Consider the following 25,201-nt stretch of genomic DNA (forward strand, 5'->3'; position numbering starts at 1 on the left):
TGCCGCGTACCGATCAGTGCCGAACCCCAGGAACTGGCGGCGGCTCTGGCCGGTGTCTACCTGCCCGAGGACCTGACCCTTTACGAGCACCAAGGCGAATGGTCCCTCGGCGTGGGCAGCATCGCCCAGGTGCGCCTCAGCGGCAGCACCGTGCAACTGAGCGTGGCCGGCCAGCGCTGGAGCTGGCCCGCCGACGACATCCCGCTGGCCCTGGAAAAAGCCGCCCAGGCCCTGCCTTTCGAACAGTGGCGCGCCTACGGCACCGCCACCTTTGAACTGGCGCGACGCTTTTACCAACTGGCAGACCTGCCCAGTACCCGCCCGCTGCTGCAGCTGGACATCCCCACCCTGGAGATCCGCCTGCGCGAGGGCTGCGCGCTGATTCGCGCCCTGCAACCGGCCGCCCTCGCCGCTGCGCAAAGCCGCGTGCAGGCCCTGGACGCCGAGTGCGCCCTGGAGCAACCGTTACCCCGCGCCGCCAAGGTAGACGTCGCCGGGCATGACGCCGCGCGGTATTGCAGCCAGGTCGAAAGCGCCGTGGCGCAGATCGTCCGTGGCGATTACCAGAAGATCATCCTTTCGCGCAAAGTGCCTCTCGACGGCCACGTCGACCTGGTGGCCAGCTACCGCGCCGGGCGCCGCGCCAACACACCGGCGCGCTCGTTCATCCATCATCAGGGTGGGTTCTCCTGTGTGGGCTTCAGCCCGGAAACCGTGGTGGAAGTCAGTGCCGGCGGCGCCGTGAGCACCCAGCCCCTGGCCGGCACGCGCGCGCTGGGCCGTGACGTGGAAGAGGAAGCGCGCCTGCGCCAATCGCTGTACCAGGACCCCAAGGAAATCGCCGAACATGCCGTGTCGGTCAAGCTGGCGTTTGAAGAGCTGCAACCGATCTGCGAGCCACAGGGCCTGGGGGTCAGCGAGTTCATGGGCATCTCGCGGCGAGGCAGCGTGCAGCACCTGAGTTCGCGCCTCAAAGGTCGGCTCAAGCCCGACTGCAATGCCTGGCACGCTTTCGCCGCGCTGTTCCCCGCCGTGACCGCATCGGGCATTCCCAAGCGTGAAGCCATTGCCGCGATTGCCGAGCACGAGGGCCGCAGCCGCGACCTCTACAGCGGTTGCGTGCTGATCGCCGACAGCGACGGCAGCCTCGACGCCGCCCTGGTGTTGCGCAGTGTGTTCGAAGATCAGGGCCAAGCGTGGGTGCAGGCCGGCGCGGGGATTGTCTCGTTGTCGCTGCCCGAACGGGAACTGGAAGAGACCCGCGAAAAACTCGCCAGCATCGCCCCCCATGTGCGCGTGCTGGCCGTTGAAACCCAGCGCGCCGCCGAGGTGCAGCCATGAGCGCGCTGACGGTCGAACACCTGCGCGAACAGATCGGCGCGCTGCTGCACGGTGGCCCGGCGCTGGACGATCAAGCCAACCTGATCGAGCTGGGCCTGGACTCCCTGCACCTGATGCGCCTGGTCAACCAATGGCGCCAGGCCGGCGCCCCGGTGACCTTCGCCGACCTGATCGAACAACCGACCCTCGCCCACTGGCTGCCACGGCTCACGGCCACCCCGCGTAAAGCGGCCAACGCGGCTGTCGTCATCGACCCAGCGGCGCCCTTCGCCCTCACCGACGTGCAACACGCCTACTGGATTGGCCGAGGCGCCGAACAGGTGCTGGGCGGCGTGGGTTGTCACGCCTACCTGGAGCTGGACGGCAACGCCCTCGACCCACAGCAACTGGCCCTTGCTTGGCAAGGGTTGCAGCAATGGCACGGCATGTTGCGCGCGCGGTTTGATGACGAAGGCCGCCAGCAGATCCTCGACGATGGCATGTCCGCGCTGCAGGTTCATGACCTGCGCGGCCTGGCACCGGCAGCTCGTGAACAGGCCTTGCAGGCGACGCGTGACAGCCTGTCTCATCGGCAACTGGCGGTCGAACACGGCGAAGTCGCCGGGCTGCAATTGAGCCTGCTGCCCGAGGGCCGTACGCGCTTGCACTTCAACCTCGACCTGCTGGTGGCGGACGTGCACAGCCTGCACCTGATCCTGCGTGACCTGGCCGCGCTGTACCGTGGCGAACGCCTGCCCGAGGCCGGGCGCGATTGGCATTTCGCGCACTACCTGGCCCAACGCCCGGCTCCTAAAGCCAGCGCCGCGCAGTACTGGCAGGCGCGACTGGACCACCTGCCCGCCGGCCCCGCCCTGCCTTTGGCCTGCGAACCCCAGGCCATCGAGCAGGTGCGCTTTACCCGTCGCCAGCAACGCCTCACGCCAGCGGTGTGGCAACGCCTGCGGGAGGCCGCCGCCAAGCGCCAACTCACCCCGGCCATGCTGCTCGCCGGGGCCTTCGCCCAGGTGTTGGGGCGCTGGAGCGAGGTGCCGCACTTCCTGCTCAACCTGCCGTTGTTCGATCGCCAGGGCGACGCGCCGGGGCTGGATCAAGTCGTCGCGGACTTCACCAACCTGCTGTTGCTCGAAGTCGACCTGCGCCAGCCCGGCAGCCTCGCCCAGCAGTTGACGCAGGTGCAGGCGCAGTTCCACCGCGACATGGCCCACGCCGACTATTCCGGCGTGCAGGTGCAACGCGACCTCGCCCAGCGTGGCGCGGGCCAGCGCAGTTTTTCGCCGGTGGTGTTCGCCTGCAACCTCGGCACGCCGCTGTTGGGCCAAGGGGACGCGCAAACCCTCGGCGCCCTCACCCAGATGATTTCCCAGACGCCGCAGGTGTGGCTCGACCACCAGGTCTACGAAGAGGACGGCGCCCTGCTACTGGCGTGGGATGCCCAGGACGCGCTGTTTCCCGAGGGCCTGCTGGACGCCATGTTCGGCGCCTACCTGGACCTGCTCCATAATCTGCAACACGACACTGCTTGGGATGCGCCCGCCCTGCCTCATCTGCCGGTGCACCAGCACCAGGTGCGCCAACAGGTCAACGCCACCGCCACCGCGATTGCTCCACGCACGCTGCATCAAGCGCCGTTTGCCATCAGCGGTGAGCGCCTGGCCCTGATCGATGGCGAGCAGCGCATCAGCTACGCACAGCTGCAACAGGGCGCCCTGCGAATTGCCGCGGCGCTGCTGGAACAGGGTGTACAACCGGGTGAGGCAGTTGGCGTATGCCTGCCCCGTGGCCATCGCGCGGTGCTGGCGTTGTATGGCGTACTCGCGGCGGGCGCATGTTACGTGCCCATCAGCCCGAGCCAGCCCCGGGCCCGTCGTGAACGCATCTGCCAACGTGCCGCCATCGACACGCTGATCGACCCTGCCTGGCTGGATCACGCCCTGGCCTTCGCGCCGCTGCCGGCACCTGTGGCGGTGAGCCCTGACAGCCCGGCCTACGTCATCTTCACCTCCGGCTCCACCGGCGAACCCAAGGGCGTGCAGATCAGCCATCGCGCTGCCTGCAATACCCTGGATGACCTGAACCAACGCTTCTGCATCAATGAGAACGACCGCTTGCTCGCCGTGTCAGCGCTGGATTTCGACCTCTCGGTGTACGACCTGTTTGGCGTGCTGGCCGTGGGCGGCAGCGTGGTGCTGCTGGACGAAGCGCAACGCCGCGACGCCTCGGTGTGGAACCGCCTGATCCAGCAACACCAGGTCACCCTGTGGAACTCGGTGCCGTTGCTGCTGGACATGCTGCTGACCGTGGCCGACACGCTGCCGCTGCGCATGGCGTGGCTGTCCGGCGACTGGATCGGCCTCGACCTGCCTGCACGCCTGCACACAGCGAGCAACGGCGGTTGCCGTTTGATCGCCATGGGCGGCGCCACCGAAGCGGCGATCTGGTCCAACTACCAGCCGGTCGACCTGCCCTTGCCGGCGCACTGGCGCTCGATCCCTTACGGCACGCCGTTGGGCAACCAGCAATATCGCGTGGTCGACAGCCTGGGCCGCGACTGCCCGGATTGGCTGGCAGGCGAGCTTTGGATCGGCGGCGCGGGTGTTGCCGACGGTTACCGAGGTGCGCCGGACCTGAGCGCCGAGCGCTTCGTTGAACACCAGGGCGCACGCTGGTATCGCACCGGTGATCTAGGGCGCTATTGGCCCGATGGCCGCCTGGAGTTCCTCGGCCGCCGCGACCACCAGGTGAAAGTGCGCGGTCACCGTATTGAGCTGGGTGAAATCGAAAATGCCCTGCTCGTGCAACCGCGCATCCGCCAAGCCGTGGCCCTGGCGGTGGGTACGCCGTTGCACCTGCTGGCGGCGGTGGTCCCGACCGAAGGGGCGCTGTGCACCGAGGAACTGCGCCAGGCCCTCAGCATGCAATTGCCCGACTACATGTTGCCCAGCCAATGGCTGCTACTGGACGCGCTGCCCCTGAGTGCCAACGGCAAACTCGACCGCCATGCACTGGTGACACGTGCCGAGCAGGTTCACCCGCAACACGCCACCGCCAACGAAGCGCCATGCGGTGAGCGCGAGCAACAGGTTGCCGCGATCTGGGCCGAGTTGCTGCCCGGTGCCCAGGTGTATCGCCAGAGTGATTTCTTCCGTTTGGGCGGCGACAGCCTGCTCGCCACCCAATGCAGCGCACGCCTGCGCCGTGCCGGCCTGGCCAATGCGCAGAGCCTGCGACAGCTGTTTGCCACGCCGCGCCTGGCGGAGTTCGTGGCGCAGTTGCAAACCCCCGGTGTACAGGCCGAGCAACGCCTGGTGGCCGACCCCGGCCAACGCCATCAACCCTTCCCACTCACCGAAGTGCAGCACGCTTATTGGCGCGGGCAAAGCCAGGGCCTGCCGCTGTCGTGCGGCACCACCTACCTGATCGAACTGGACGGCGGAGCGCTGGATATTCCACGCTTTGAACAGGCCTGGGACCGCCTCATTCAGCGCCATGAAATGCTGCGTGCGCAGTTGGTGGGCGATGATCAGCAAGTGATCCTGGCCGAGGTACCGCCGATGCAGGTGCATCGGCACCAGGCGCCTGACGCACACGCCGCCCGCCAGCGCCTGGCCGACTGTTGGGCCTCGCGCCCACGCCAACGCCATCAGTGGCCGATGTTCGAGGTCCACGCGGTGAACTACGGCGAGCACGGCTGGCGTGTCGGGCTGTTCTTCGACTACCTGACCCTCGACGGCCTGAGCATCAAGCGCCTGCTGGCGGAACTGGCGCTGCTCTACACCCAGCCGCACACGCAATTGCCTGCGTTGGACCTGTCGTTTCGCGATTACGTGCTGCAGGTCCAACCCGACCCGGCGGGCCTTGCACTTGCCCAGGCCTATTGGCAGGCACGCCTGGACGACCTGCCCGGCCCACCCGCGCTGCCGTTGCACACCGCGCCGCAGCAGTTGGGCGAGGTGCACTTCAGCCGCCGTGAATTCCGCCTGGCCGCGCCGCAGTGGCAAGCCTTGCGCCAACGCGCACGGGAGTCTGGCATCACCGCCTCGGTGCTGTTGCTGAGCGTGTATGCCCAGACCCTGGCGCGCTGGAGCGATGGCCAGCCGCACACCCTCAACCTGACGCTGTTCGACCGCCAGGACCTGCACCCGCAGATTGGCCAGGTGCTGGGGGATTTCACCTCCTTGGCGCCGGTGAGTGTCTACCCGCGCGCCCACGCCAGCTTCCTCAGCGAAGCCCAGGCGGTGCAGGCTCAGGTCGCCGATGTGCTGCAACACGCAGCGTGCTCATCCATCTGGGTGCAGCGCGAACGCGCCCGTCGTGTCGGGCCACAGGCCGCCGCGTTGCCGGTGGTGTTCACCAGCACGCTGGGGCTGGCCGATGACCTGCTGCAAGACCTGCCCGAAGGCTTCCCGGACATCGTCGCTGGCGGCCTGTCGGAAACCCCGCAGGTGTGGCTCGACCACCAGCTTTATGAACATCGCGGCGCGCTGGTGCTGTGTTGGGACGCGGTAGATGCGCTGTTTCCCGAAGGTCTGCTGGACGCCGCCTTTGCCAGCTACACCCAGGCTTTGCTCGGGCTGATCGACGCCGACTGGCAGGCGCCACTGGCCTTGCCACTGCCAGGCAACCAAGCGCAAATACGCGCCCAGGCCAACGCCACTGCCGTCGAGATTGCCCCCCGGACCCTGCTCGACGCGCCCTTCGCCATCGCCTCCCGACGCTTGGCGTTGGTCGACGGCGAGCGCCGCGTCAGCTACGGGCAATTGCGTGAAGGCGCCTTGCGAGTGGCCGCCTGGCTGCAGGCCCAGGGCGTGCAACCCGCAGACGCCATTGGCGTACACCTGCCCCGGGGTGCTGACGCGGTGATCGCCCTGTTCGGCGTATTGGCCGCCGGCGCCTGCTACGTGCCGATGGGCATACGCCAACCGCTGGAGCGCCGCCAACGCATCGAACAGCGCGCAGCGATTCGCCTGACCCTGGATGCCGAACGACTGGCCCTGGCCCTGCACAGCGAAGCATTGCCCACGCCCGTCGCCGTCAGTGTCGACAGCCCGGCCTACGTGATCTTCACCTCCGGCTCCACCGGTGAACCCAAGGGTGTGCAGATCAGCCATCGCGCCGCCTGCAATACCCTGGACGACCTCAATCAGCGCTTCGTCATCGGTGCCGAAGACCGCTTGCTGGCCGTGTCCGCGCTGGATTTCGACCTGTCGGTGTACGACCTCTTCGGCGTGCTGGCGGTGGGCGGCAGCGTGGTGCTGCTGGATGAAGAGCAGCGCCGCGATGCCTCGGCCTGGCAGCGCCTGATCCAGCAACACCAGGTCACCCTGTGGAACTCGGTGCCGATGCTGCTGGACATGTTGCTGACCGTCGCCGACACCTTGCCGCTGCGCCAGGCCTGGTTGTCCGGTGACTGGATCGGCCTTGACCTACCGGCGCGCCTGCACGCGGCCAGCCATGGTCGCTGCCAGTTGATCGCCATGGGCGGTGCCACCGAAGCGGCGATCTGGTCCAACTACCAGCCCGTTTGCCTGCCGCTGCCCCGCCACTGGCAATCGATCCCGTACGGCCGCCCGCTGGGCAACCAGTGCTATCGCGTGGTGGACAGCCAAGGGCGCGATTGCCCGGACTGGCTCACCGGCGAGCTATGGATTGGCGGGCGCGGCGTGGCCATGGGGTATCGCGGTGCACCCGAGCTGACGGCCGAGCGCTTTGTCGAGCATGACGGCCAGCGCTGGTACCGCACCGGCGACATGGGCCGCTACTGGCCGGACGGCAGCCTGGAGTTTCTCGGCCGCCGTGACCAGCAGGTGAAAGTGCGCGGCCATCGCATTGAACTGGGGGAAATCGACAACGCTCTGCTCGCCTGCCCGCAGGTGCGCCAGGCGCTCACGGTAACCCTGGGCAACCCGCCAAGCCTGGCCGCCGCCGTGGTGGTCGACGGCGAAGTGTCGCTGGAAGTGCTGCGCCAACAGCTGCGCCAGCGCCTGCCGGACTACATGCTGCCCGCCAGCCTGCACCTGCTCAACGAGCTGCCCTTGAGCGCCAACGGCAAGGCCGACCGCAATGCACTGCGCCACTGCCTGGCGGACATCGCCATTGAGCACAGCGATGCCCCGCAAGGTGCGCAGGAACGGGAAATGGCCGAAGTCTGGAGCGAGGTGCTGCAACGCCCGATCCCCGGGCGCCACAGTGATTTTTTCCTGCTGGGGGGCGACAGCCTGAGCGCCACGCGCCTGGTGGAAACCCTCAAGCGCCGCCACTTGTGCCAGGCCCCGTTGAGCCTGCGCGAACTCTTCGCTCATCCGAGCATCGCCGCCCTGTGCGACTACCTGGGCAGCCCTACCGAACAACACGCCGAGCATTTCGAGGAAGGCACCTTATGAATTCCCCATTGAACCTGTCGCATTTTCTCGCTGAATGCGAAGCCCTGGGTATCCGCCTGTGGGCCGAAGACGGCCAACTGCGGTTTCGCGCACCGGCCGGCGCCTTGGACGACGCCCTCAAACAACGCCTGCGCGAGCACAGGGAACTGCTGTTGCAGTGGTTCAGCCCGCAGCAGGCGGAGGTGGTCGCCGACCCGGCCAATCAGTTCCAACCCTTTGCCCTCACCGATGTGCAAGCCGCCTACCTGGTGGGTCGCAGCGATGCCTACGACTACGGCGGTGTCGGTTGCCACGGCTATGTGGAACTCGATGGCCCGGCCCTCGACCCCAAGCGCCTGGAGCGCGCCTGGCACCAACTGATTCTGCGTCATCCGATGCTGCGTGCGGTGATTGCCCAAGCTGGCCACCAGCAGGTACTGCCCGAGGTGGAACTGCCATCGCTGCACAGCCAGGACCTGCGTGCACTGCCTGCCGATGCCGAGCAACAGGCGCTGCTGGCCACCCGCGAAGACTTGGCCCACCGCGTGTACGCCGCCGACGCCTGGCCGCTGTACGAACTGCGCCTGAGCCAGCGCAACAACGGCAGTCGCCTGCACTTGTCGATTGATTTGCTGGTGGCCGACTTTGTCAGCATCCAATGCCTGCTGGGGGAGCTGGACCAGCTCTATCACGCTCCCGAGCAGCCACTGCCGGCACTGGAACTGACCTTTCGCGATGCCCTGCTGGCCGAGCGCGCCGCCCTCGACACCCCCGCCGCGCAAGCCCGTCACAGCCGTGACCGCGACTACTGGCTGGCACGCCTGGAGCAATTGCCGCCGGCCCCCGAATTGCCCACTCTGGAACCGGTACAGGGCCAGACGCCGCGTTTCGAACGCCATGCCACCGGCCTCTCCCCTGAGCAGTGGCAACGCTTCTGCGCCCACGCCGCGCAACAACGCCTCACGCCCCCGGCCGCCGTGCTCGCCGCCTTCGCCGAGACACTGGGGCGCTGGTCACGCCGACCGGCGTTCAGCCTGAGTGTCACCGTGCTCAAGCGCCCGCCGCTGCACCCCGACATCGACAAGGTGCTGGGCGACTTCACGGCGGTGAACGTGCTGGCGGTACAGCCGCCCTCCGACAGTGATTTCCACCAACGCGCCAGTGCTTTGCAGGAACAGCTGTGGCAAGACCTGGAGCATGGCGCCTTCTCCGGCATCGAGGTGCTGCGTGAACGCGCCCGGGTTCACGGGCGCAGCCTGATGCCGGTGGTGTTCACCAGCACCCTGGGCGTGGGCGAAGCGCGCCCATTCATGCGTGGTTCAACCCTGGGCTATGGCATCACCCAGACACCCCAGGTGTGGCTGGACTGCCAGGTCAGCGAAGGCCCGCAAGGCTTGCAAGTGAACTGGGACGTGCGCAGCGGCGTGTTCCTCGAAGGCCTGGTGGAGGCCGCGTTTGCCAGCTTTGAACAGTTACTGCGCGAGCTTGCCGAACACCCTGCCAGCTGGCAGGCCGTAAGCCCCTCGCAGTTGCCCGCTGCCATGGCCGAACGCCGTTTGCACAGTAATGCTACCGAGGTCTACTGGCCACACGGCTGCCTGCACGACGGGTTTGTCGACAGCCTGCAACGCACGCCGCAGGCCCCGGCACTGATCACCCATGAAGGTACGTTCAGCTACCGCGCCCTGGCCGAACGAGCCAACGCCGTGGCGCAAGCCTTGCATCGTGAAGGCTGCCAGGCGGGTGCCAAGGTCGCCATCGTGCTCGACAAAGGGGTGGACCAAGTGGCCGCTGTACTCGGCACGCTGCTGCGCGGCGCAGTGTATGTGCCCATCGACAGCGGCCAGCCAGAGGCACGCCGTGACGCGATTCTTGAAGACGCGGGCATCCGCTACGTGCTCACCGACACCGCCCAGGCGGAACACCGTATCTGGCCAGAGCATGCCACGTTAATCGCCGTCGAACGCCTGGCGCCATTGCCCTTCGAGCAGTTGCCCCAGGTGAAAACCGACCCGGCCAGCCTCGCCTATGTGATCTACACCTCGGGCACCACCGGGCGCCCCAAGGGCGTGATGATGAGCCACCGCGCCACCTTCAACACCCTGCTCGACATCAACCAACGGGTGGCGTTGAGCGCACAGGACCGTGTGCTCGGCCTGGCCAATCTCGGCTTCGATCTGTCGGTGTACGACCTGTTCGGCAGCTTCCTCGCGGGCGCCACGCTGGTGCTGCCCGACCCGGCTCAACGCAGCGACCCGGCGCACTGGGCCGGCTTGATCAACCTGCATCAGGTCAGCCTGTGGAACTCGGTGCCGGCGCAGATGCAGATGCTTTGCAGCTACCTGGAAGCCGAACCCTATGCCGCCCCCAAATGCCTGCGCGTGGCGCTGTTGTCCGGCGACTGGATCGCCGTCAGCCTGCCGGGTGCGATCAAGGCCCATTGCCCGGGGTTGCGTTTGATCAGCCTCGGCGGTGCCACCGAGGCGGCGATCTGGTCGATTGGCCATGAGATCGACAGCGTCCCCGCCAACGCCCGCAGCATTCCCTACGGAACCCCCTTGGCCAACCAGCAGTTCCATGTGCTGGATGAACAGTTCCAGGACCGCCCGGACGGCGTGGTCGGCGAGTTGTACATCGGCGGCGTGGGCCTGGCGGACGGTTACCTCAACGACCCCGAGCGCACCGACCAGCGTTTTATCCGCCACCCCCACAGTGGCGCACGGCTGTACCGGACCGGCGACTTCGGCCGCTACCGTGCCGACGGGCAAATCGAGTTCCTCGGCCGCGAAGACACCCAGGTCAAGTTGCGCGGCCACCGCATCGAACTCAGCGAGATCGAAAGCCTGCTCAACGAACACCCGGACGTGGCCCACGGCGTGGTGCTGCTCAGCGGTGACAACCCGATGGAGCGCCGCCTGGCCGCGTTCGTCGAGGCGCGCCACCTGAACACCGACAGCAGCGCCGCGCCCCTGGCCGACTGTGCCCTGGCATGTGGCGCCCAGGCCACCGAACAGCTGGACCGCAGCCTGTTCGCCGAATGGGTGGCGATGGCCAACCGTATCGCCCTGCTCGACATCCTCAAGACCCTGCGCGACGCCGGGCTGTTCACCGATGCCAAGGCCCACCACAGCCTGGCCCAGGTGCAGCAGCAATGCCGTGTCGCGCCGGCCCATCAACGCCTGATGCGCCGCTGGCTCAAGGCGTTGGTCAACGAAGGCTGGCTGTTGCACGACGCCGATCAGTACCGCTTGGGCGAGGCACCGGGGGCCGAACAGCGCGCAGTGTGCTGGCAGGCCATGAATGCCTTGGAGCAACGCCTGAACTATGGTGCTGAACTGCTGCGTTACCTGCACGAATCCAGCGAGCGCCTGCCGCAGTTGCTCAGTGGCGAGGTCGACCCGCTGGCGCTGCTGTTCCCCCAGGGCAGCATGGACACCGCACTGGCGGCCTATAACGAAAACCTGTTGATGCGTTGCATGAACCAGGTGATCTGCGCCAGCGCCCAGCACATTGCCCGTGAACGCGCCACCCTCGGCCTACCGTTGAGAGTGCTGGAAATCGGCGCCGGGGTGGGTGGCACCAGCCGCGATTTGATCCCGGCCCTCGATGGGTTTGCCGTGGATTACCTGTTCACCGACGTCTCGACGTTTTTTATCAACGAAGCACGGGAGCATTTTGCCGACCGACCGTGGGTGCGCTTCGGCCTGTTCGACATCAACAGCGATGCCCTGACCCAGGGGCTGAACGCGGGAAGCTGGGACCTGATCGTCTGCGCCAACGTGCTGCACAACGCCCGCCATGCGCCCACGGTGTTGAATAACCTGCGCGAATTGGCGGCGCCCGGTGGGCACTTGCTGGTGATGGAGGCCACCCGCGAGATCCTTTCGTTACTGACTTCCATGGAGTTCAAGGAAGGCCTGGACGGCTTCACCGACTTGCGCGCCGGCAGTGACCAGACCTTTATTAGTCGCGCCCAATGGCAGGCGTTGTTCAGCGACGCCGGCGCCGAGCTGGTGGCCGCGTGGCCCCAGGCCCAGGACGTGCTCGATTGCGCGGGCCAGACCACATTTGTCACGCGCTTCCCGGCGCGGCGCGTAGCGCTGGGTGGCGAACAACTGCAGGACTACCTGCACCAGCGCCTGCCCGGCTACATGGTGCCAAGCCAGCTGCAAGTGCTCCAAAGCCTGCCGCTGTCGGCCAATGGCAAGGTCGATCGCGCACGCCTGGCCCAGCGCCTGCAGGCTCAAGGCAGCAGCGTGATGGACAGCGGTGAGGCGCCGCAAACCGATTTGGAACAGCGCATCGCCAAGCTGTGGAGCCAGGCCTTGGGTTGCACCGAGCTGGCCCGGGACCAGGACTTTTTCGCAGCCGGTGGCGACTCGCTGCTGGTGGCGCAGATCGTCGCCAGGATGCGCGAGCAACTGCCGGAAACCTCAGGCTGGGAGTGGGACCGCCTGCTGCGCGAAGTGCTGCGTGAACCCACGGTCAAGGCCATCGCCGCACGCTTGCAGGATGCGCCAGCGCAAGCGTCCACCGGCCAAGCCACTGACGCGTCGTGTTTGAGCGTACTGGCGCCGGCCCGCGACCCGGCGTGCAGCACCGTGCATGTGTTGCTGCACGATGGCAGCGGCACCCTCGCCCCTTACCGCAGCCTGCTCGCCGCCCTGCGCACGGCGCCGCAACGCCAAGGTGCGATCCTGGGCCTGAGCCTGCTGGATGAGGCGGCTTACCTGAAGGTGGACGCCGAACAATTGATCGAGCAGTTGGGCGCACGGTATGCCAGTGAACTGCTGGCCCACGGCAACCTGCGCTTCGAGTTGGTGGGCTATTGCATGGGCGGCCTGCTGGCCACTGAGGTCGCCCGCTGCTTGCTGGAAGCCGGTGCACAGGTGGGTACGGTGAGCATCATCAGCAGCGACCGCTTCCGCTATGAAATCGCCGATGAACTGTTGCTGGAACGCGCCTTCGGCCGCTTGCTCGGCGCCGATATCCAGGCGGCCGGGCATGCGGTCGACGACGCCGGTTTACACAGTGCCCTGGCGCACTTGATTGAGCGCCACGGCCGACAACTCCCGGCCGATTGCCTGCAACAGCTGGATGGTGAATGGGCGCCCATCGCGGCCAGCTACCGCCAGCTCGCCGAGCAACCCAGCGATAGGCGTCTGCAAGCCCTCGCCGCTCAGGTACCGACCCAAGCCGAGGCGATGCCAGCCGAACAAGTGCAGGCGCTGTTCCGCGTGTTCCGCCACAGTCTCAATGCCGTGGCGCGTTACCAGCCGGCGCCGTTTACCGGTGACCTGCGCATCCTGCTCGACGATGAAACCCTGCATTTCCTGCCGGGCCTGCAAGGCGATATGCGCGGCTTCTGGAATGACCTGGCGTTGGGGGACATCAGCTTGCAGACCATCAGCGGCGACCATGTGTCGTGCATGCAGGCGCCCCATGTCAGCCAACTGTTGCCCGTGCTGCTGGGCGCGCAGGTGCCCGCATGAACCGGCGTTTGGTTGGACTGGTCGGCGCCGGAGGAGCCGTGGGCAGTGCGGCGCTGGCTCAGTTGCGGCGGCAGGCGGACGTGCACGTGCGTGCAGGCCAGCGCCGGGCTCAACGCTGGCCTGACGATGTCGAGGGATGGGTGTTGGATGTATTCGACCCGCAGGCACTGGCAGCGTTTTGCAGCGGCTGCCAGGTGGTCCTCAACTGCGCGGGGCCGTCGTGGCAAGTGGGTGACCGCGTGGCCCAAGCCGCCCAGGCGGCGGGTGCGGCGTATGTGGATGCCTTTGGCAATGCGGCGTTGCTGACGGCGTTGCAGGGTGCCCGTCAGCCGTCGATCATCGGCGCCGGGGTGTTTCCGGGCCTTACTGCGTTGCTGCCGCGCTGGATGGCGAATCGGGGCTTCGACCGGGTCAGCAGCCTGCACATTCACGCCGGTGGCCGCGAGTATTGCAGCCAGGCCGGCGGTGCCGATGTGTTACTCAGCGCCTTGGGCGGCTTTGGTACGCCGAATGCCCAATGGGTGGAAGGCCGTATGCAAACATCGCCATTCGAGCAGCAGGCGCAGCGCCTGGCGGGCTTTCCCGAGGCGGTGTTTTGCAGTGCCTACTTCACCGATGAACTGCAACGCCTGGCCCGCACCCTTGGCGTGCCCCGGGCGAGCTTTCATAACGTGTTCGACCAGGCGCAGATCCCTGCGCTGATCGCTGCGTCATGCCAACGCCTGAGCCAGGACCCGAGCGCCCTGCCCGCTGCGGTAGCCCAACTGGTGCACGCCGCTGAACTGCAATTGCTCGGCCGTCGCCCGTACTACCGGCTGAGCGTGGAACTCAGCGGCTGGCGTGGCGGGCAAGCCGTGCGCCAACGCGCGGTGCTCAGCAGCCAGGACAGCTACGGGCTGAGCGCCAGTGTCGCGGTGTGTGCGACGTTGCAACTGCTGCGCGATCCGTCCTGGCGTGGCGCGCACTGGGCCGGTGACTGCCTGATGCCCGACGACGTGATCACGGCCGTGCAAGCCGACGCTGCGTGCCAGGCCCTGAGCATCGTCAACCTGGCGGCGCAGACGACCACGGCCGAAGAGGAAGGCGTGTTATGAGCACGGTATTAAAGGTGATTGTGTGCGGCACCACCTTCGGCAACGTCTACCTGCAAGGGCTTGCGCGATTGCCGGCGCACTACCACGTGGTGGGCATCCTGGGGCGCGGCAGCGCAGCGTCCGAGGCCTGTGCCCGGCGCTGGAAGGTGCCGTTGTACCGCAGTGTCGAGGAACTGCCCGAGGTGGACCTGGCCTGCGTGGCCGTGCGTTCGGCGGTGGTCGGCGGCCATGGCACCGAGCTGGCCAAGGCATTGCTGGCCCGAGGCATCAACGTGGTCCAGGAGCACCCGGTGCATCACGACGAAGTGGTCGACTGCCTGCGCCTGGCCCGTCAGCACGGCGTGCTGTACCGGCTCAATCCGTTCTACAGCGACCTGGCGCCCGTGCGGTGTTTTATCGACGCGGCGCGCCATGTGCTGAGCCTGCGTGAAGCCGAATACATCGACGCCGCCTGCAGTGTGCACGTGCTGTTCCCGCTGGTGGAGATGCTCGGCCAGGCCCTCGGAGGCCTGCGCCCCTGGGCCTTCAACCTGCACGCCGAGGCCGTGGGGCCGTTCATGAGCATCAGCGGCGAACTGGCCGGAATCCCCCTGCATTTGCGGGTACAGAACCAGATGCACCCGGGCGACCCGGACAACCACACCCAGTTGCTGCACCGCATTGTGCTGGGCACCCGTGGCGGCACGTTGAGCCTGACCGACACCCACGCCAGCGTGCTGTGGAGCCCCCGCGCCCACGTGCATCGCAATGCCCAGGGCGTGCTGGAAATGGACGGCGACGCCCCCGCCCTGGACCTGGCGGTGAGCAGCCTGATCGGTCATCCGCAGCCACCGACCTTGCGCGAGGTGTTCAGCGACCTGTGGCCCGACAGCATCGCCCAGGCGTTGCTGCGGGTACACGCGGCGATTGGCGAGCCCAACGACTCGGCCCTGGCGCAGTTCCACCTCAGTTGCTGCAAGGCCTGGCAGCAACTGGGCACCGTGCTGGGCCCCGCCCAAGCCATCCACCCCGAGCCCCCGGTGCCCCTGGCCATGCAGGCCTTGGTTACCCCAACGAGGAACCTGCCCCGTGCTCAATGAAATCCTGCATTTGCAACAGCATCAGCAACGCTGGGTGCGCCGTTTCGAACCGCGCCCCCTGGCCCGCCAGCGCCTGTTCTGCCTGGCCCATGCCGGCGGCGGCGCACGTTTTTTTGCCGATTGGGCGCGCCTGCTGCCGCCGAGTATTGAAGTGATCGCCGTGCAATTGCCCGGGCGCGAAGAGCGCATCAATGAGCCGTTGATCCCGCACATGCATGCGCTGGTGAATGCCCTGATGCCGGCCTTGCCCGCATGGCTCGACCGCCCTTATGCGCTGTTCGGCCACAGCATGGGCGCGGCGGTGGCCCATGAGTTGTGCCTGGCCTTGCAACGACAGGCGCTGAGGCTGCCGACCTGCTTGATGGTGTCAGGTCGCGAAGGCCCTGAACGTCATCACGGCGGCAGCCTGCACCTGGCAGACGATGCGCGATTGCTGGCAGACATTGCTGCCCTGGGTGGCAGCCCCAAGGCCTTGCAAACCTCACCCGAACTGCAGGCCATGGCCTTGCCGATCTTGCGCAATGACTACCAGTTGATCGAGACGTACCGGCCCGCCCCCGAGCGTGCGCGCTTGAACGTGCCCATCGAGGTGCTGGTGGGGCGTGATGATCGGGAACTGAACCCTGGGGATGCCGAGGCCTGGGCGCAGGAAACGCGTGAAGGCCTGCAGGTGCACCGCTTTGAAGGCGGGCATTTTTACCTGGTGCCGCAGCGTGAGGCGGTGTTGCGTTGTGTCAGCCGGTGCCTGGGGGTGAGTCACTCCCAGGCCCTTGAAATGCCTTAGGCGTCGTCGAGCCCCAGCCCACGGGTGCTGCGCCGTACATGCCAGAGCATGCCGAGCGCAGCACCCAGGGCCAGCAAGCCGACGCCCAGGCCACTGGCGTAGCCCCAGCTGGCCGCCACGCCGATGGCCACCGACGACACCAGGATATCGCCGAGGGTCTGCAAGCCCTGGAACACCGAACAGTCCGTGCCCGGCTGTTCGCCCAACTGTGCAAAGCGCATCGCCAAGGTGTAGGACGCCACGCTGGTGACACCAATGCCCAGCCCGCCCAGTACTGTCGCCACGCTCACATACCCCATGCCCGACAGGCCCGGTTGCAGCACCAAACCCAGCCACAGCACACCGGCCGAACCGACCATCGCCAGGCCCGTCAGCAAGGTGCTCCAGCGCGAGTAATGACGCAGCAACAGCCCGGCCACGCCACAGCCGACGATGATGGTGAGCAACTGCCCGACACCGGCCAGCACCCCCACATCACTCACCGACCAGCCATCATCGAGCAGGATCAATTTGGCCAGACCGAAGAACGTCGAGCCGCCAAGAGTCACCAGCATCACCAGGGCTGTCAGGCGCCCGGAAAATCGACGCTTGAAGAAGCGCCGCAGGCTGGCTTTGTCTGCCGCCGCCAATGCAACGGGCTCCTGCCAGAACAGCACCGGCAGGCTGCACAGCAGCACCACAGCCGCTAACAAGGTAAAGACCAGCGGTGCGCTGAAGTGATCGAACAGCAGCATCGTGCCCGGCCCGCCGAGCAGCATGCCGACCATGAAACCCGACACCTGGAAGGTGTTGACCCGACCCAGGCTGGCGCTCGGCAAACGCTCGGCGGCCAGGCCATCGACGGCGATGTCCTGGGTGGCACTGAACAGCGAGAGCAAGGCAATCAGGCCAAGCAGCAGGCCCATGTTTGGTACGTCGAAGGGCACCAATGCCATGGCTGCCAGGGTCAGCACCGAGCCTGCCTGCAACGGCAGAATCCAGCTGCGACGCCGCCCCAGGCGCGGGCTCCAGCGGTTTTCCACGGCAGCGGCCCAGAACAGCTTGGCCACCCACGGCAGGCTCGCCAACGGGGTCAGCGCCACCAGGTCGAGGGAGGCGCCCATGTTGCGCAACAGCGTGGGGTACGCCTGGAACGCCAGCCCCACCGGCAAGCCCTGAGCCAGGTACAGACCGGCCACCACCAGCACAATTCGCCAATCCCGCGTCACCGCTGCACGCGGGCTGGCGGGGGAAGTCTCGACAACCGATTGCATGTGTTCACCCTGCCCCAAACGCTGAAAAAGCCCATCTAACGGGATTCCTAAAAGGGGCGCCGCCCGTAACCCACAACGGCCCCCCGAATCGGGATTAACTGCGCTTGCGCAATACCGCGGCGGGGATCAGCGCATCGCCCAAAGGCTCAAGGACAAACCCCGCGGCGCCGGCCTCTTCAGCGACCTGTTCGAGGCCGAAGGTATGCCAGTGATGGTCGGCCTGGAACTGGCGCAACACCTGCTCGCCTGCACGCACCTGGTAGTCGAGGGTCCAGTGCATCAGGTCGCCGCCGGCGGGCTCACCCTGCAGGGCGACGTGGTAGGTGTGCTCGCCGATGGCCGCGTTGGCCACCTGCATCAGCGGCACCGTTTGCGGGGCCTTGAGCATCATCACGTCGACGATGACGAGGCCGCGCTCATCCAGGCGTTCGGCCAGTTGCTGCCAGAGGTGCTGGCGCTGCGCTGTATCGAGGTAACCAATGGTGCCGCAGATGACCGCTGCGGCCAGGCGTGGCGGCAGGGTGACCTGCTCGAGGGTGCCGGCCAACACGGTGACGCGCTGGCGCAAATCGCTGCTGCGCATGATTCGCCCCACCAGCGCCGCGCGCATGGCGGCCGAAGGTTCCACCGCAAGAATGCGCGCGTTGGGCAAGGCCTCGGCGATCACCTGCACACATGGCCCGGTGCCGGCGCCGACATCCAGAATCACCCCGTTGGGGTCCACTTCCTGCAGCGCCCGGGCGATAGGCCCGCCGCGTTGCAACCACTGCTGCTCGCACAGCACATCGTAGAATTCGGCAGATAACGCATACGGATCGGCGGTGGTCATGAAGGCATTCCCAATGGCTGATGAACGAGGCGTGATGATAACCACTCTCAACACCAATTCAACCGCGGGAATGCAAAGGGTATTTTTTACGCAGTCACAAAATGCAGATTACTGATACACAGCAAAAATCATCATTCTGGATTTTAATAATTAGGTTAGAACCAATCGGCATTTTACAGGCCCTGCCGCTGCCCCTACTTTGAAGGCGAATAACCGACCCCTTGCCCGGTGGAGGTGACCACCACGCACTGAACAAGGACAGACCATGAGCATCGAATTCATCGGCTACATCGGCGGCCACCACGCTTCCGAAATCCACCCGCGCAGCGGCCCGACCCTGCAACCGGACTACGTCGAAACCGTGGCCCGCGCCCACGAGGAAGCCGGCTTCGACCGCGCCCTGGTGGCGTTCCATTCCAACAGCCCGGACAGCACGCTGATCGCCTCCCACGCGGCGAGCGTGACAAGCAAGCTCAAGTTCCTGATCGCCCACCGCCCGGGCTTTGCCCAGCCCACCCTCGCCGCCCGCCAGTTCAACACGCTGGATGTGTTCAACGGTGGGCGCACCGCCGTGCACATCATCACCGGCGGCGACGACCGTGAATTGCGTGCCGATGGCAGCCATATCGGCAAGGACGAACGCTATGCGCGCACCGACGAATACCTGAGCGTGGTGCGCCAGGAATGGACCAGCGAGCAACCGTTCGATTTCGACGGCACGTACTACCAGGTCGAAGGCGCGCACTCCACGGTGAAGTCGCCGCAACAGCCGCATATCCCGCTGTACTTCGGTGGGTCTTCGGCGGCCGCGATTGCGGTGGCGGGCAAGCATGCTGACGTGTATGCGCTGTGGGGTGAAACCTATGAGCAAGTGCGCGAAATCGTGACCCAGGTGCGCGCCGAGGCGGCCAAGCATGGGCGCACGATCCGCTTCAGTCTGTCACTGCGACCGATCCTCGCCGAAACCGAAGAACTGGCGTGGGCGCGTGCCGACAGCATCCTGCAACAGGCCACTGCGCTGGCGGAAAAAAATGGCTTTGTGCGGCGCGAACCGCCGAATGAAGGTTCACGCCGACTGCTCGCGGCAGCGGCGCAAGGCACCCGGTTGGACAAGCGCCTGTGGACCGGTATCGCCGGGCTGCTCGGGGCGCAGGGTAACTCCACCTCCCTGGTGGGCACCGCCGAACAGGTGGCTGAAGCGCTGGTGGATTACTACGACCTGGGGATCACCACGTTCCTGATCCGTGGGTTCGATCCGCTCAATGACGCGATCGACTACGGCAAGCGCCTGATCCCCCTCACCCGTCAGTTGATTGCTGAGCGCGAACAGGCCAAACAGGTCGCTTAATCAAGATCACCACCCAACCAAATGTGGGAGCCCGCTCCCACATTTTTTAGATCTTCATTGGGCTCAAGATCAGTTTTTGTAGTCCGTATCAGTACGCTCCAACTGCCGGATCAGCGCATTCCAATGCCGCGCCACACCCGGTCCATCGCCGGCCTTGAACACTTCGGCCTGCTTCTCGACCTTGGCCACCACCTCGGCTGGCGGGAAGATCAACTCCGCATTCCCCGCCGCCTGCGCCGCGATCTGGATGTTACACGCGCGCTCCAGCCCTTGCAGCTGCTGGAAGGCATGTTCGACGCTGACACCCGCGGTCAACAGGCCGTGGTTGCGCAGGATCATCACGCTTTTGTCACCCAGGTCTGCGACCAGCCGCTCACGTTCGTCCAGGTCCAACGCTACGCCTTCGTATCCGTGGTAGGCCACGCGCCCGGAGAAGCCGATGGAATGCTGGGAGATCGGCAACAGACCGTCCTTCTGCGCCGACACCGCGATGCCGTCGCGGGTATGGGTGTGCAACACCGCCTGCAGGTCATGGCGCGCGCCGTGGATGGCGCTGTGGATCACGTACCCGGCGTAGTTGATACCCAGGCCAGTGGGGTCGTCGACAATCGTGCCGTCGAGGTCGACCTTGACCAGGTTGGAGGCGCTGATTTCATCGAACAACAAGCCGAAGGCGTTGATCAGGAAATGCTCCTCCGGGCCCGGCACGCGGGCAGAGAAGTGGGTGTAGATGTGGTCGGTCCATTTGTACAAGGCCGCCAGGCGATAAGCGGCGGCCAGTTTGACACGCACTTCCCATTCTTCCGGGGTGACGCGTTGGCGAACGTTGTTGGAAACGCTGGAAATCGAGGTGACGCTGCTCATGGCAAAACTTCCTGGATGGCCTTAAGGACTTCCAGGCAAGCCTACGGGGTGCAAAAAAATAATAAAAAGCACATTTTAATCTAAGCTAATTATTATTTTTTTTCATAACCATAACAGCGTCAAGCAGCCTGTAGGAGCCCGGCTTGCCGGCTCCTACAAGGGATGGCGAGAGGTCAGGCGGCGTTGCGGACCTTGTGCAGCGAATCCGCCACCAGCTTGCCGAAGGCGTCCACCGGCCCTTGCAAATTGCCGAGGAAGTGGGGGTAGATCAGCCACAGGTCCATCACCGGCTTGAAGTCCTTGAGGGGCATCACCGCCAGTTGCTCGCGGTGGGCACTGCGTTCCAGCAGCGGGCGCGGTACCAGGCCAAGGCCCAGGCCGTCGGCCACCAGTCCCAGTTGCAGTTCGGTGCCGAAGGTTTCCAGGTTGACCCGCAACGCCAGGCCCTGGTCCGACAAGGTGCGCTGCAAACCGGCACGGAAACCACAGCCGTCGGGGTTGAGGATCCAGCCGTTCTGGTACACGTCGGCCAGCTTGCAGGGCTTTTTCGGCAGCTGGGATTTGGCGCAGACCACCACCAGCTCCATCTTGCCGATGGACTCGCCGACGATGTTGTCCGGGAAGATCTTGCCTGCCGGGAACAAGGCCGCCGCTGCGTCCAATTCGCCACGTTCGATCTTGCCGACCAACTGGCTGCCCCAGCCGGTGGCGACCTGGGCGCGCAGGTCGGGGTATTCGGTGCGCAGGTGCTTGAGCGCATCGAGCAGCACCACATCGCCGATGGCCTGCGGCACGCCCAGGCGCAGCAGGCCGGTGGGCGGCGCGTCGGTGGCGACCAACTCCCGCAGGGCATCCATTTCGCGCAGGATCAGCCGGCATTGTTCATACACCCGGGTGCCGATCAGCGTAGGCTTGAGGGGCTTGGTGTTGCGGTCGAACAGCTCCACCCCCAGCGCCTGCTCGAAGTTCTGCACGCGGCGGGTGATGGCCGGCTGGGTCAGTTGCAGCGACTCGGCGGCGTGGCTGATGGACTGGCAACGAATCACTTCGACAAAGGCATCGATATCGTCAATTTTCATTTGGGCCGCACATAGAGAACAGTCATTAAGATGTGTGCGAAGCATAGTTGTCGGAACACGGTCTGGATAGCCCACCGACCTATCGATAACGTCTAACACTATTCAGACCGGTTCTAAATTACCTACAGCTATAAGCTAATCATTAAAAAATAGCATATTAACTATAAACATTATGCTTAGATAAACCCATCACCACCGACCACACGATGGAGTTGTCATGACCCAGGCCAAGCACCCCGAGAGACTGAGAGCCTTCATAGGCGCCCTGGCTGAATTGATCGACGGCAACCCACGCGAAGGCGACCTGTTGCACCGTGGCGGCAAGCTCTTGGCGCAGCTGGTCAGCCATGACGATTGGCTCCCCGACGAATTCGCGCAACCCGGCCCCGAGCGCTACCAGCAATTTCTGTTGCACGCCGATTCACGGCAGCGCTTCAGCATCGTCAGCTTTGTATGGGGGCCCGGGCAAAGCACACCGATTCATGATCACCGGGTGTGGGGGCTGATCGGCATGTTGCGCGGCGCTGAATTCTCCCAGGGTTTTGAACGCGCCCCCGACGGCAGCCTGGTTGCCGAAGGCAAGCCCATCCAGTTGGTGCCGGGCCAGGTGGAAGCGGTGTCGCCCAAGGTCGGCGACATTCACCAGGTGAGCAATGCCCACAGCGACCAAGTGTCCATCAGCATCCATGTCTACGGCGCCAATATCGGTGCCGTGCGCCGCGCGGTGTACCAGCCCGACGGCAGCGAGAAACTGTTTATCTCCGGTTATTCCAACGCCTTCCTCCCGAACATCTGGGATTTGTCCAAAGAAAAGAGCCCTGCCCTATGACCACCGTATCGACCCGCAGCTTCGCGCAGATTCGCCAGGCCCTGCTGGACCATGAAGAAGTCGCCCTGGTGGACGTGCGCGAAGAAGCGCCGTTTGCCGAAGCCCACCCGCTGTTTGCCGCGAACATCCCGCTGTCCAAGCTGGAGCTGGAGGTGTATTCACGTATTCCACGGCGTGATACCCAGGTCACCGTCTACGACAATGGCGAAGGCTTGGCCGCCCGCGCCGCCGAGCGTCTGGTTACGCTGGGCTACACCCAGGTCAGCCTGCTGGAAGGCGGCCTGGAGGGTTGGCGCAACGCCGGTGGCGAACTGTTCATCGACGTGAACGTGCCGAGCAAAGCCTTCGGTGAATTGGTTGAGAGCGAACGCCACACGCCCTCCCTCGCCGCCGAAGAAGTGCAAGCCCTGCTCGACAGCCAGGCCGACGTGGTGGTGCTTGATGCCCGCCGCTTCGACGAATACCAGACCATGAGCATTCCCACCGGCATCAGCGTGCCCGGTGCCGAACTGGTACTGCGCGCCCATGAACTGGCGCCCGATCCGGCCACCCGCATCATCGTCAACTGCGCCGGGCGCACCCGCAGCATCATCGGCACACAATCGCTGATCAACGCCGGCGTGGCCAACCCGGTGTCGGCCCTGCGCAACGGCACCATCGGCTGGACCCTCGCCGGGCAGAAACTCGCCCACGGCCAGTCGCGCCGTTTTGCGCCGACCTCGGAAGAACACCGCCAGATCGCTGCCAAGGAGGCACGCCACGTGGCCGACAAGGCCCGGGTCGGCCGCGCCACCCTGGCCGACCTGCAACGCTGGCAGCAGGACGCGACCCGCACCACCTACCTGTTCGATGTGCGCACCCCGGAAGAATTCGAAGCCGGCCACCTGCCGGGTTCACGCTCGACACCGGGCGGCCAATTGGTGCAGGAAACCGACCATGTGGCCAGCGTGCGCGGCGCACGTCTGGTCCTGGCGGATGACGATGGCGTGCGCGCCAATATGTCGGCCTCGTGGCTCGCCCAACTGGGCTGGGAAGTGCATGTGCTGGATGACCTGCAGCCTGAGCATTTCAGCGAGACCGGTGCATGGGTCGCACCAGTGCCCGCGCCGGCCCAGGCTGAAGTGATCAGCCCCCACACCCTGGTGGACTGGCTGGCCCATGGCGACACCGCCGTGCTGGATTTCACCCCCAGCGTCAATTACGTCAAGCGCCATATCCCCGGGGCCTACTGGGCCTTGCGCGCGCAGTTGCCGCAAGCCCTGGCAAAGGTGGCGCCCGCCGAGCGTTATGTACTGACCTGCGGCAGCAGCCAACTGGCGCGCCTGGCCGTGGCAGACGTCGAAGCCCTCACCGGCAAGCCGGTGTTCCTGCTGCAAGGCGGCACCACCCAGTGGATCGCCGAAAAGCTGCCGCTGGAAGAAGGCGAGACCCGCCTGGCTTCACCGCGCATCGACCGTTACCGCCGCCCGTACGAAGGCACCGACAACCCCAAGGAAGCCATGCAGGCGTACCTGGATTGGGAGTTCGGGCTGGTCGCGCAACTGGCCCGCGACGGCACCCACGGTTTCTACGTGATCTGACCTGTTGTAGTGAGCGGGCTTGCCCCGCGCGGCGGTGTGTCAGGTGTGTATCAGGTGCCTGGGAGACCGCGGCGCGGGGCGAGCCCGCTCACTACAGGCCGCACTCAAAATCATGCAAAATAGGAATAATTAAATAAATCATAATCAGATATTTTAATGATTAACTTATAACCAAAAAGAACTTCACAGGGAGTTTTTATGGGCATAACGTTAAGTCCTCACCGACCCCTTCTCCAGGCGGAGGTAGCCAAACCCTTTTTCGAGCTACCTGGAGCCTGCATCCCATGGTCTTTACCACCCCCTTCAAACGCCTGCTCCTGGGCACCGCCCTGGCCCTCGGCCTGATCAGCACCGCACACGCCGCCGACCTGCAACCGCTGCGGGTGGCCAATCAGAAATCCACCATCAAGGCACTGCTGGAAGTCTCCGGCGAGACGAAAAATGTGCCTTACGACATCCAATGGTCGGAGTTCCCTTCCGCCTCGCCCTTGGGTGAAGCCCTGAATGCCGGCGCCGTAGATGTCGGCGCCCTGGGCGACGCGCCTTATGTGTTCGCACTCGGCGCGGGGGCCTCGCTCAAGGTGGTCAGCATCATCCACGCCGAAGGGCGCAACACCACTGCCCTGCTGGTGCCAGAAAACTCGCCGATTAAGACCGTGGCCGACCTCAAGGGCAAGAAGATCGTCACCGGGCGCGGTTCCATCGGCCATTATCTGGCGATCAAGGCCCTGGCCAGCGCCGGCCTGACCACCAAGGACGTGCAATTCATCTTCCTGCTGCCCAGCGAGTCACGCCTGGTGCTGGACAACGGCACCGTCGACGCCTGGGCCACCTGGGACCCCTACACCACCGTCGTCACCTCCCAAAGCCACGCCCGTGTACTGATCAGCGGCAACAAGCTGTTGAGCAACCACTTGTACTTCGCGGCCACCAGCCAGGCGATTGCCGACAAGCGCGTGCAACTGGATGACTTCGTGGCGCGGGTCGACCGGGCCTATGCCTGGGCCAACGTGCACCCCGACGAGTACGCCGCCGCCCAAGCCAAGATCACCGGCCTGCCCCTGGCCGTGCACCTGGAGGTGGCCAAGGACACTCACCTGAGCCCGGTGGCGATTGACGACAGCGTGATCAGCGGCCTGCAAGCCACGGCTGACACCTACCAACAGGAAGGCCTGCTGCCCAAGCACATCGACGTGTCGCAGGGTTTCGACAAGAGCTTTAACGCCAAGCGTGTCCCACTTTCCCAAGCCTCGCGCTGAAACAAGGAGCA

13 protein-coding genes and 1 pseudogene are annotated in these 25,201 nt (G+C 65.5%); 10 read left to right on the forward strand and 4 right to left on the reverse strand.

Translation table 11 applies throughout. The annotated features are described in order from the left end of the window. Positions 1 to 36 precede the first annotated feature (36 nt). The 6 genes and pseudogenes from M2394_RS30580 to M2394_RS24335 all read left to right on the forward strand — a co-directional run. A pseudogene (locus M2394_RS30580) lies at positions 37 to 1,341 on the forward strand (salicylate synthase); the annotation flags it as partial. Beyond that, positions 1,338 to 7,721 (forward strand): non-ribosomal peptide synthetase, encoded by a 6,384-nt coding sequence (locus M2394_RS24315; protein WP_259174857.1) that lies wholly within the window; start codon positions 1,338 to 1,340, stop codon positions 7,719 to 7,721. The pseudogene M2394_RS30580 and the gene M2394_RS24315, both read left to right, overlap by 4 nt. Beyond that, positions 7,718 to 13,192, forward strand: coding sequence for a non-ribosomal peptide synthetase (locus M2394_RS24320; RefSeq protein WP_259174858.1), 5,475 nt, complete (start codon positions 7,718 to 7,720; stop codon positions 13,190 to 13,192). Before M2394_RS24315 ends, M2394_RS24320 begins: the two co-directional genes overlap by 4 nt. Beyond that, positions 13,189 to 14,286: a saccharopine dehydrogenase NADP-binding domain-containing protein gene (locus tag M2394_RS24325; protein ID WP_259174859.1), complete on the forward strand. Its 1,098-nt coding sequence runs from the start codon at positions 13,189 to 13,191 to the stop codon at positions 14,284 to 14,286. Before M2394_RS24320 ends, M2394_RS24325 begins: the two co-directional genes overlap by 4 nt. Further along, the gene (locus tag M2394_RS24330; protein WP_259174860.1) at positions 14,283 to 15,365 is read left to right on the forward strand and encodes a Gfo/Idh/MocA family oxidoreductase; all 1,083 of its coding nucleotides are present in this window, start codon (positions 14,283 to 14,285) and stop codon (positions 15,363 to 15,365) included. Before M2394_RS24325 ends, M2394_RS24330 begins: the two co-directional genes overlap by 4 nt. After that, positions 15,355 to 16,149: a thioesterase II family protein gene (locus M2394_RS24335; RefSeq protein WP_259174861.1), complete on the forward strand. Its 795-nt coding sequence runs from the start codon at positions 15,355 to 15,357 to the stop codon at positions 16,147 to 16,149. The genes M2394_RS24330 and M2394_RS24335 overlap by 11 nt, the downstream gene beginning before the upstream one ends. Here the strand turns inward: M2394_RS24335 and M2394_RS24340 are convergent. Both M2394_RS24340 and M2394_RS24345 read right to left on the reverse strand, forming a co-directional pair. After that, on the reverse strand, positions 16,146 to 17,402 hold the full coding sequence (locus M2394_RS24340; RefSeq protein ID WP_259174862.1) for an MFS transporter: 1,257 nt from the start codon (positions 17,400 to 17,402) through the stop codon (positions 16,146 to 16,148). The two genes, M2394_RS24335 and M2394_RS24340, sit on opposite strands and share 4 nt — an antisense overlap. Positions 17,403 to 17,496: 94 nt before the next feature. Beyond that, on the reverse strand, positions 17,497 to 18,231 hold the full coding sequence (locus M2394_RS24345) for a trans-aconitate 2-methyltransferase (protein ID WP_178926105.1): 735 nt from the start codon (positions 18,229 to 18,231) through the stop codon (positions 17,497 to 17,499). A gap of 265 nt (positions 18,232 to 18,496) precedes the next feature. On the opposite strand from M2394_RS24345, the gene M2394_RS24350 reads away from it, so the two are divergent. Then, a complete protein-coding gene (locus M2394_RS24350) occupies positions 18,497 to 19,579 on the forward strand; it encodes an LLM class flavin-dependent oxidoreductase (RefSeq protein ID WP_176995617.1) in 1,083 nt (360 codons plus the stop codon). A gap of 69 nt (positions 19,580 to 19,648) precedes the next feature. On the opposite strand, the gene M2394_RS24355 is transcribed toward M2394_RS24350, so the two are convergent. Both M2394_RS24355 and M2394_RS24360 read right to left on the reverse strand, forming a co-directional pair. After that, positions 19,649 to 20,443, reverse strand: a complete 795-nt coding sequence (locus M2394_RS24355) for a class II aldolase/adducin family protein (RefSeq protein ID WP_176995616.1) — start codon at positions 20,441 to 20,443, stop codon at positions 19,649 to 19,651. A gap of 173 nt (positions 20,444 to 20,616) precedes the next feature. Further along, positions 20,617 to 21,522 carry a LysR family transcriptional regulator gene (locus tag M2394_RS24360; RefSeq protein WP_259174863.1) on the reverse strand — a complete coding sequence of 302 codons (906 nt, stop codon included), beginning with the start codon at positions 21,520 to 21,522 and terminating at the stop codon, positions 20,617 to 20,619. Between the two features lie 217 nt (positions 21,523 to 21,739). Between M2394_RS24360 and M2394_RS24365 the strand changes: the two genes are divergently transcribed. The 3 genes from M2394_RS24365 (at position 21,740) to M2394_RS24375 (ending at position 25,190) form a co-directional block, all read left to right on the forward strand. Then, positions 21,740 to 22,351 (forward strand): cysteine dioxygenase, encoded by a 612-nt coding sequence (locus M2394_RS24365; RefSeq protein WP_259174864.1) that lies wholly within the window; start codon positions 21,740 to 21,742, stop codon positions 22,349 to 22,351. Further along, on the forward strand, positions 22,348 to 23,931 hold the full coding sequence (locus M2394_RS24370) for a rhodanese-related sulfurtransferase (RefSeq protein WP_259174865.1): 1,584 nt from the start codon (positions 22,348 to 22,350) through the stop codon (positions 23,929 to 23,931). The genes M2394_RS24365 and M2394_RS24370 overlap by 4 nt, the downstream gene beginning before the upstream one ends. 284 nt (positions 23,932 to 24,215) lie before the next feature. Then, positions 24,216 to 25,190 carry an ABC transporter substrate-binding protein gene (locus M2394_RS24375; protein ID WP_259174866.1) on the forward strand — a complete coding sequence of 325 codons (975 nt, stop codon included), beginning with the start codon at positions 24,216 to 24,218 and terminating at the stop codon, positions 25,188 to 25,190. The last annotated feature ends 11 nt before the right edge of the window (positions 25,191 to 25,201 follow it).

Source organism: Pseudomonas sp. BIGb0164, from assembly GCF_024810135.1.
Classification (GTDB): domain Bacteria; phylum Pseudomonadota; class Gammaproteobacteria; order Pseudomonadales; family Pseudomonadaceae; genus Aquipseudomonas.

What these genes read in the sequence shown, in the direction of transcription:
- M2394_RS24315 (WP_259174857.1), top strand. Translation starts at nt 1,338, where the DNA reads ATGAGCGCGCTGACGGTCGAACACCTGCGCGAACAGATCGGCGCGCTG.
- M2394_RS24320 (WP_259174858.1), top strand. Translation starts at nt 7,718, where the DNA reads ATGAATTCCCCATTGAACCTGTCGCATTTTCTCGCTGAATGCGAAGCC.
- M2394_RS24325 (WP_259174859.1), top strand. Translation starts at nt 13,189, where the DNA reads ATGAACCGGCGTTTGGTTGGACTGGTCGGCGCCGGAGGAGCCGTGGGC.
- M2394_RS24330 (WP_259174860.1), top strand. Translation starts at nt 14,283, where the DNA reads ATGAGCACGGTATTAAAGGTGATTGTGTGCGGCACCACCTTCGGCAAC.
- M2394_RS24340 (WP_259174862.1), bottom strand. Translation starts at nt 17,402, where the DNA reads ATGCAATCGGTTGTCGAGACTTCCCCCGCCAGCCCGCGTGCAGCGGTG.
- M2394_RS24345 (WP_178926105.1), bottom strand. Translation starts at nt 18,231, where the DNA reads ATGACCACCGCCGATCCGTATGCGTTATCTGCCGAATTCTACGATGTG.
- M2394_RS24350 (WP_176995617.1), top strand. Translation starts at nt 18,497, where the DNA reads ATGAGCATCGAATTCATCGGCTACATCGGCGGCCACCACGCTTCCGAA.
- M2394_RS24355 (WP_176995616.1), bottom strand. Translation starts at nt 20,443, where the DNA reads ATGAGCAGCGTCACCTCGATTTCCAGCGTTTCCAACAACGTTCGCCAA.
- M2394_RS24360 (WP_259174863.1), bottom strand. Translation starts at nt 21,522, where the DNA reads ATGAAAATTGACGATATCGATGCCTTTGTCGAAGTGATTCGTTGCCAG.
- M2394_RS24365 (WP_259174864.1), top strand. Translation starts at nt 21,740, where the DNA reads ATGACCCAGGCCAAGCACCCCGAGAGACTGAGAGCCTTCATAGGCGCC.
- M2394_RS24370 (WP_259174865.1), top strand. Translation starts at nt 22,348, where the DNA reads ATGACCACCGTATCGACCCGCAGCTTCGCGCAGATTCGCCAGGCCCTG.
- M2394_RS24375 (WP_259174866.1), top strand. Translation starts at nt 24,216, where the DNA reads ATGGTCTTTACCACCCCCTTCAAACGCCTGCTCCTGGGCACCGCCCTG.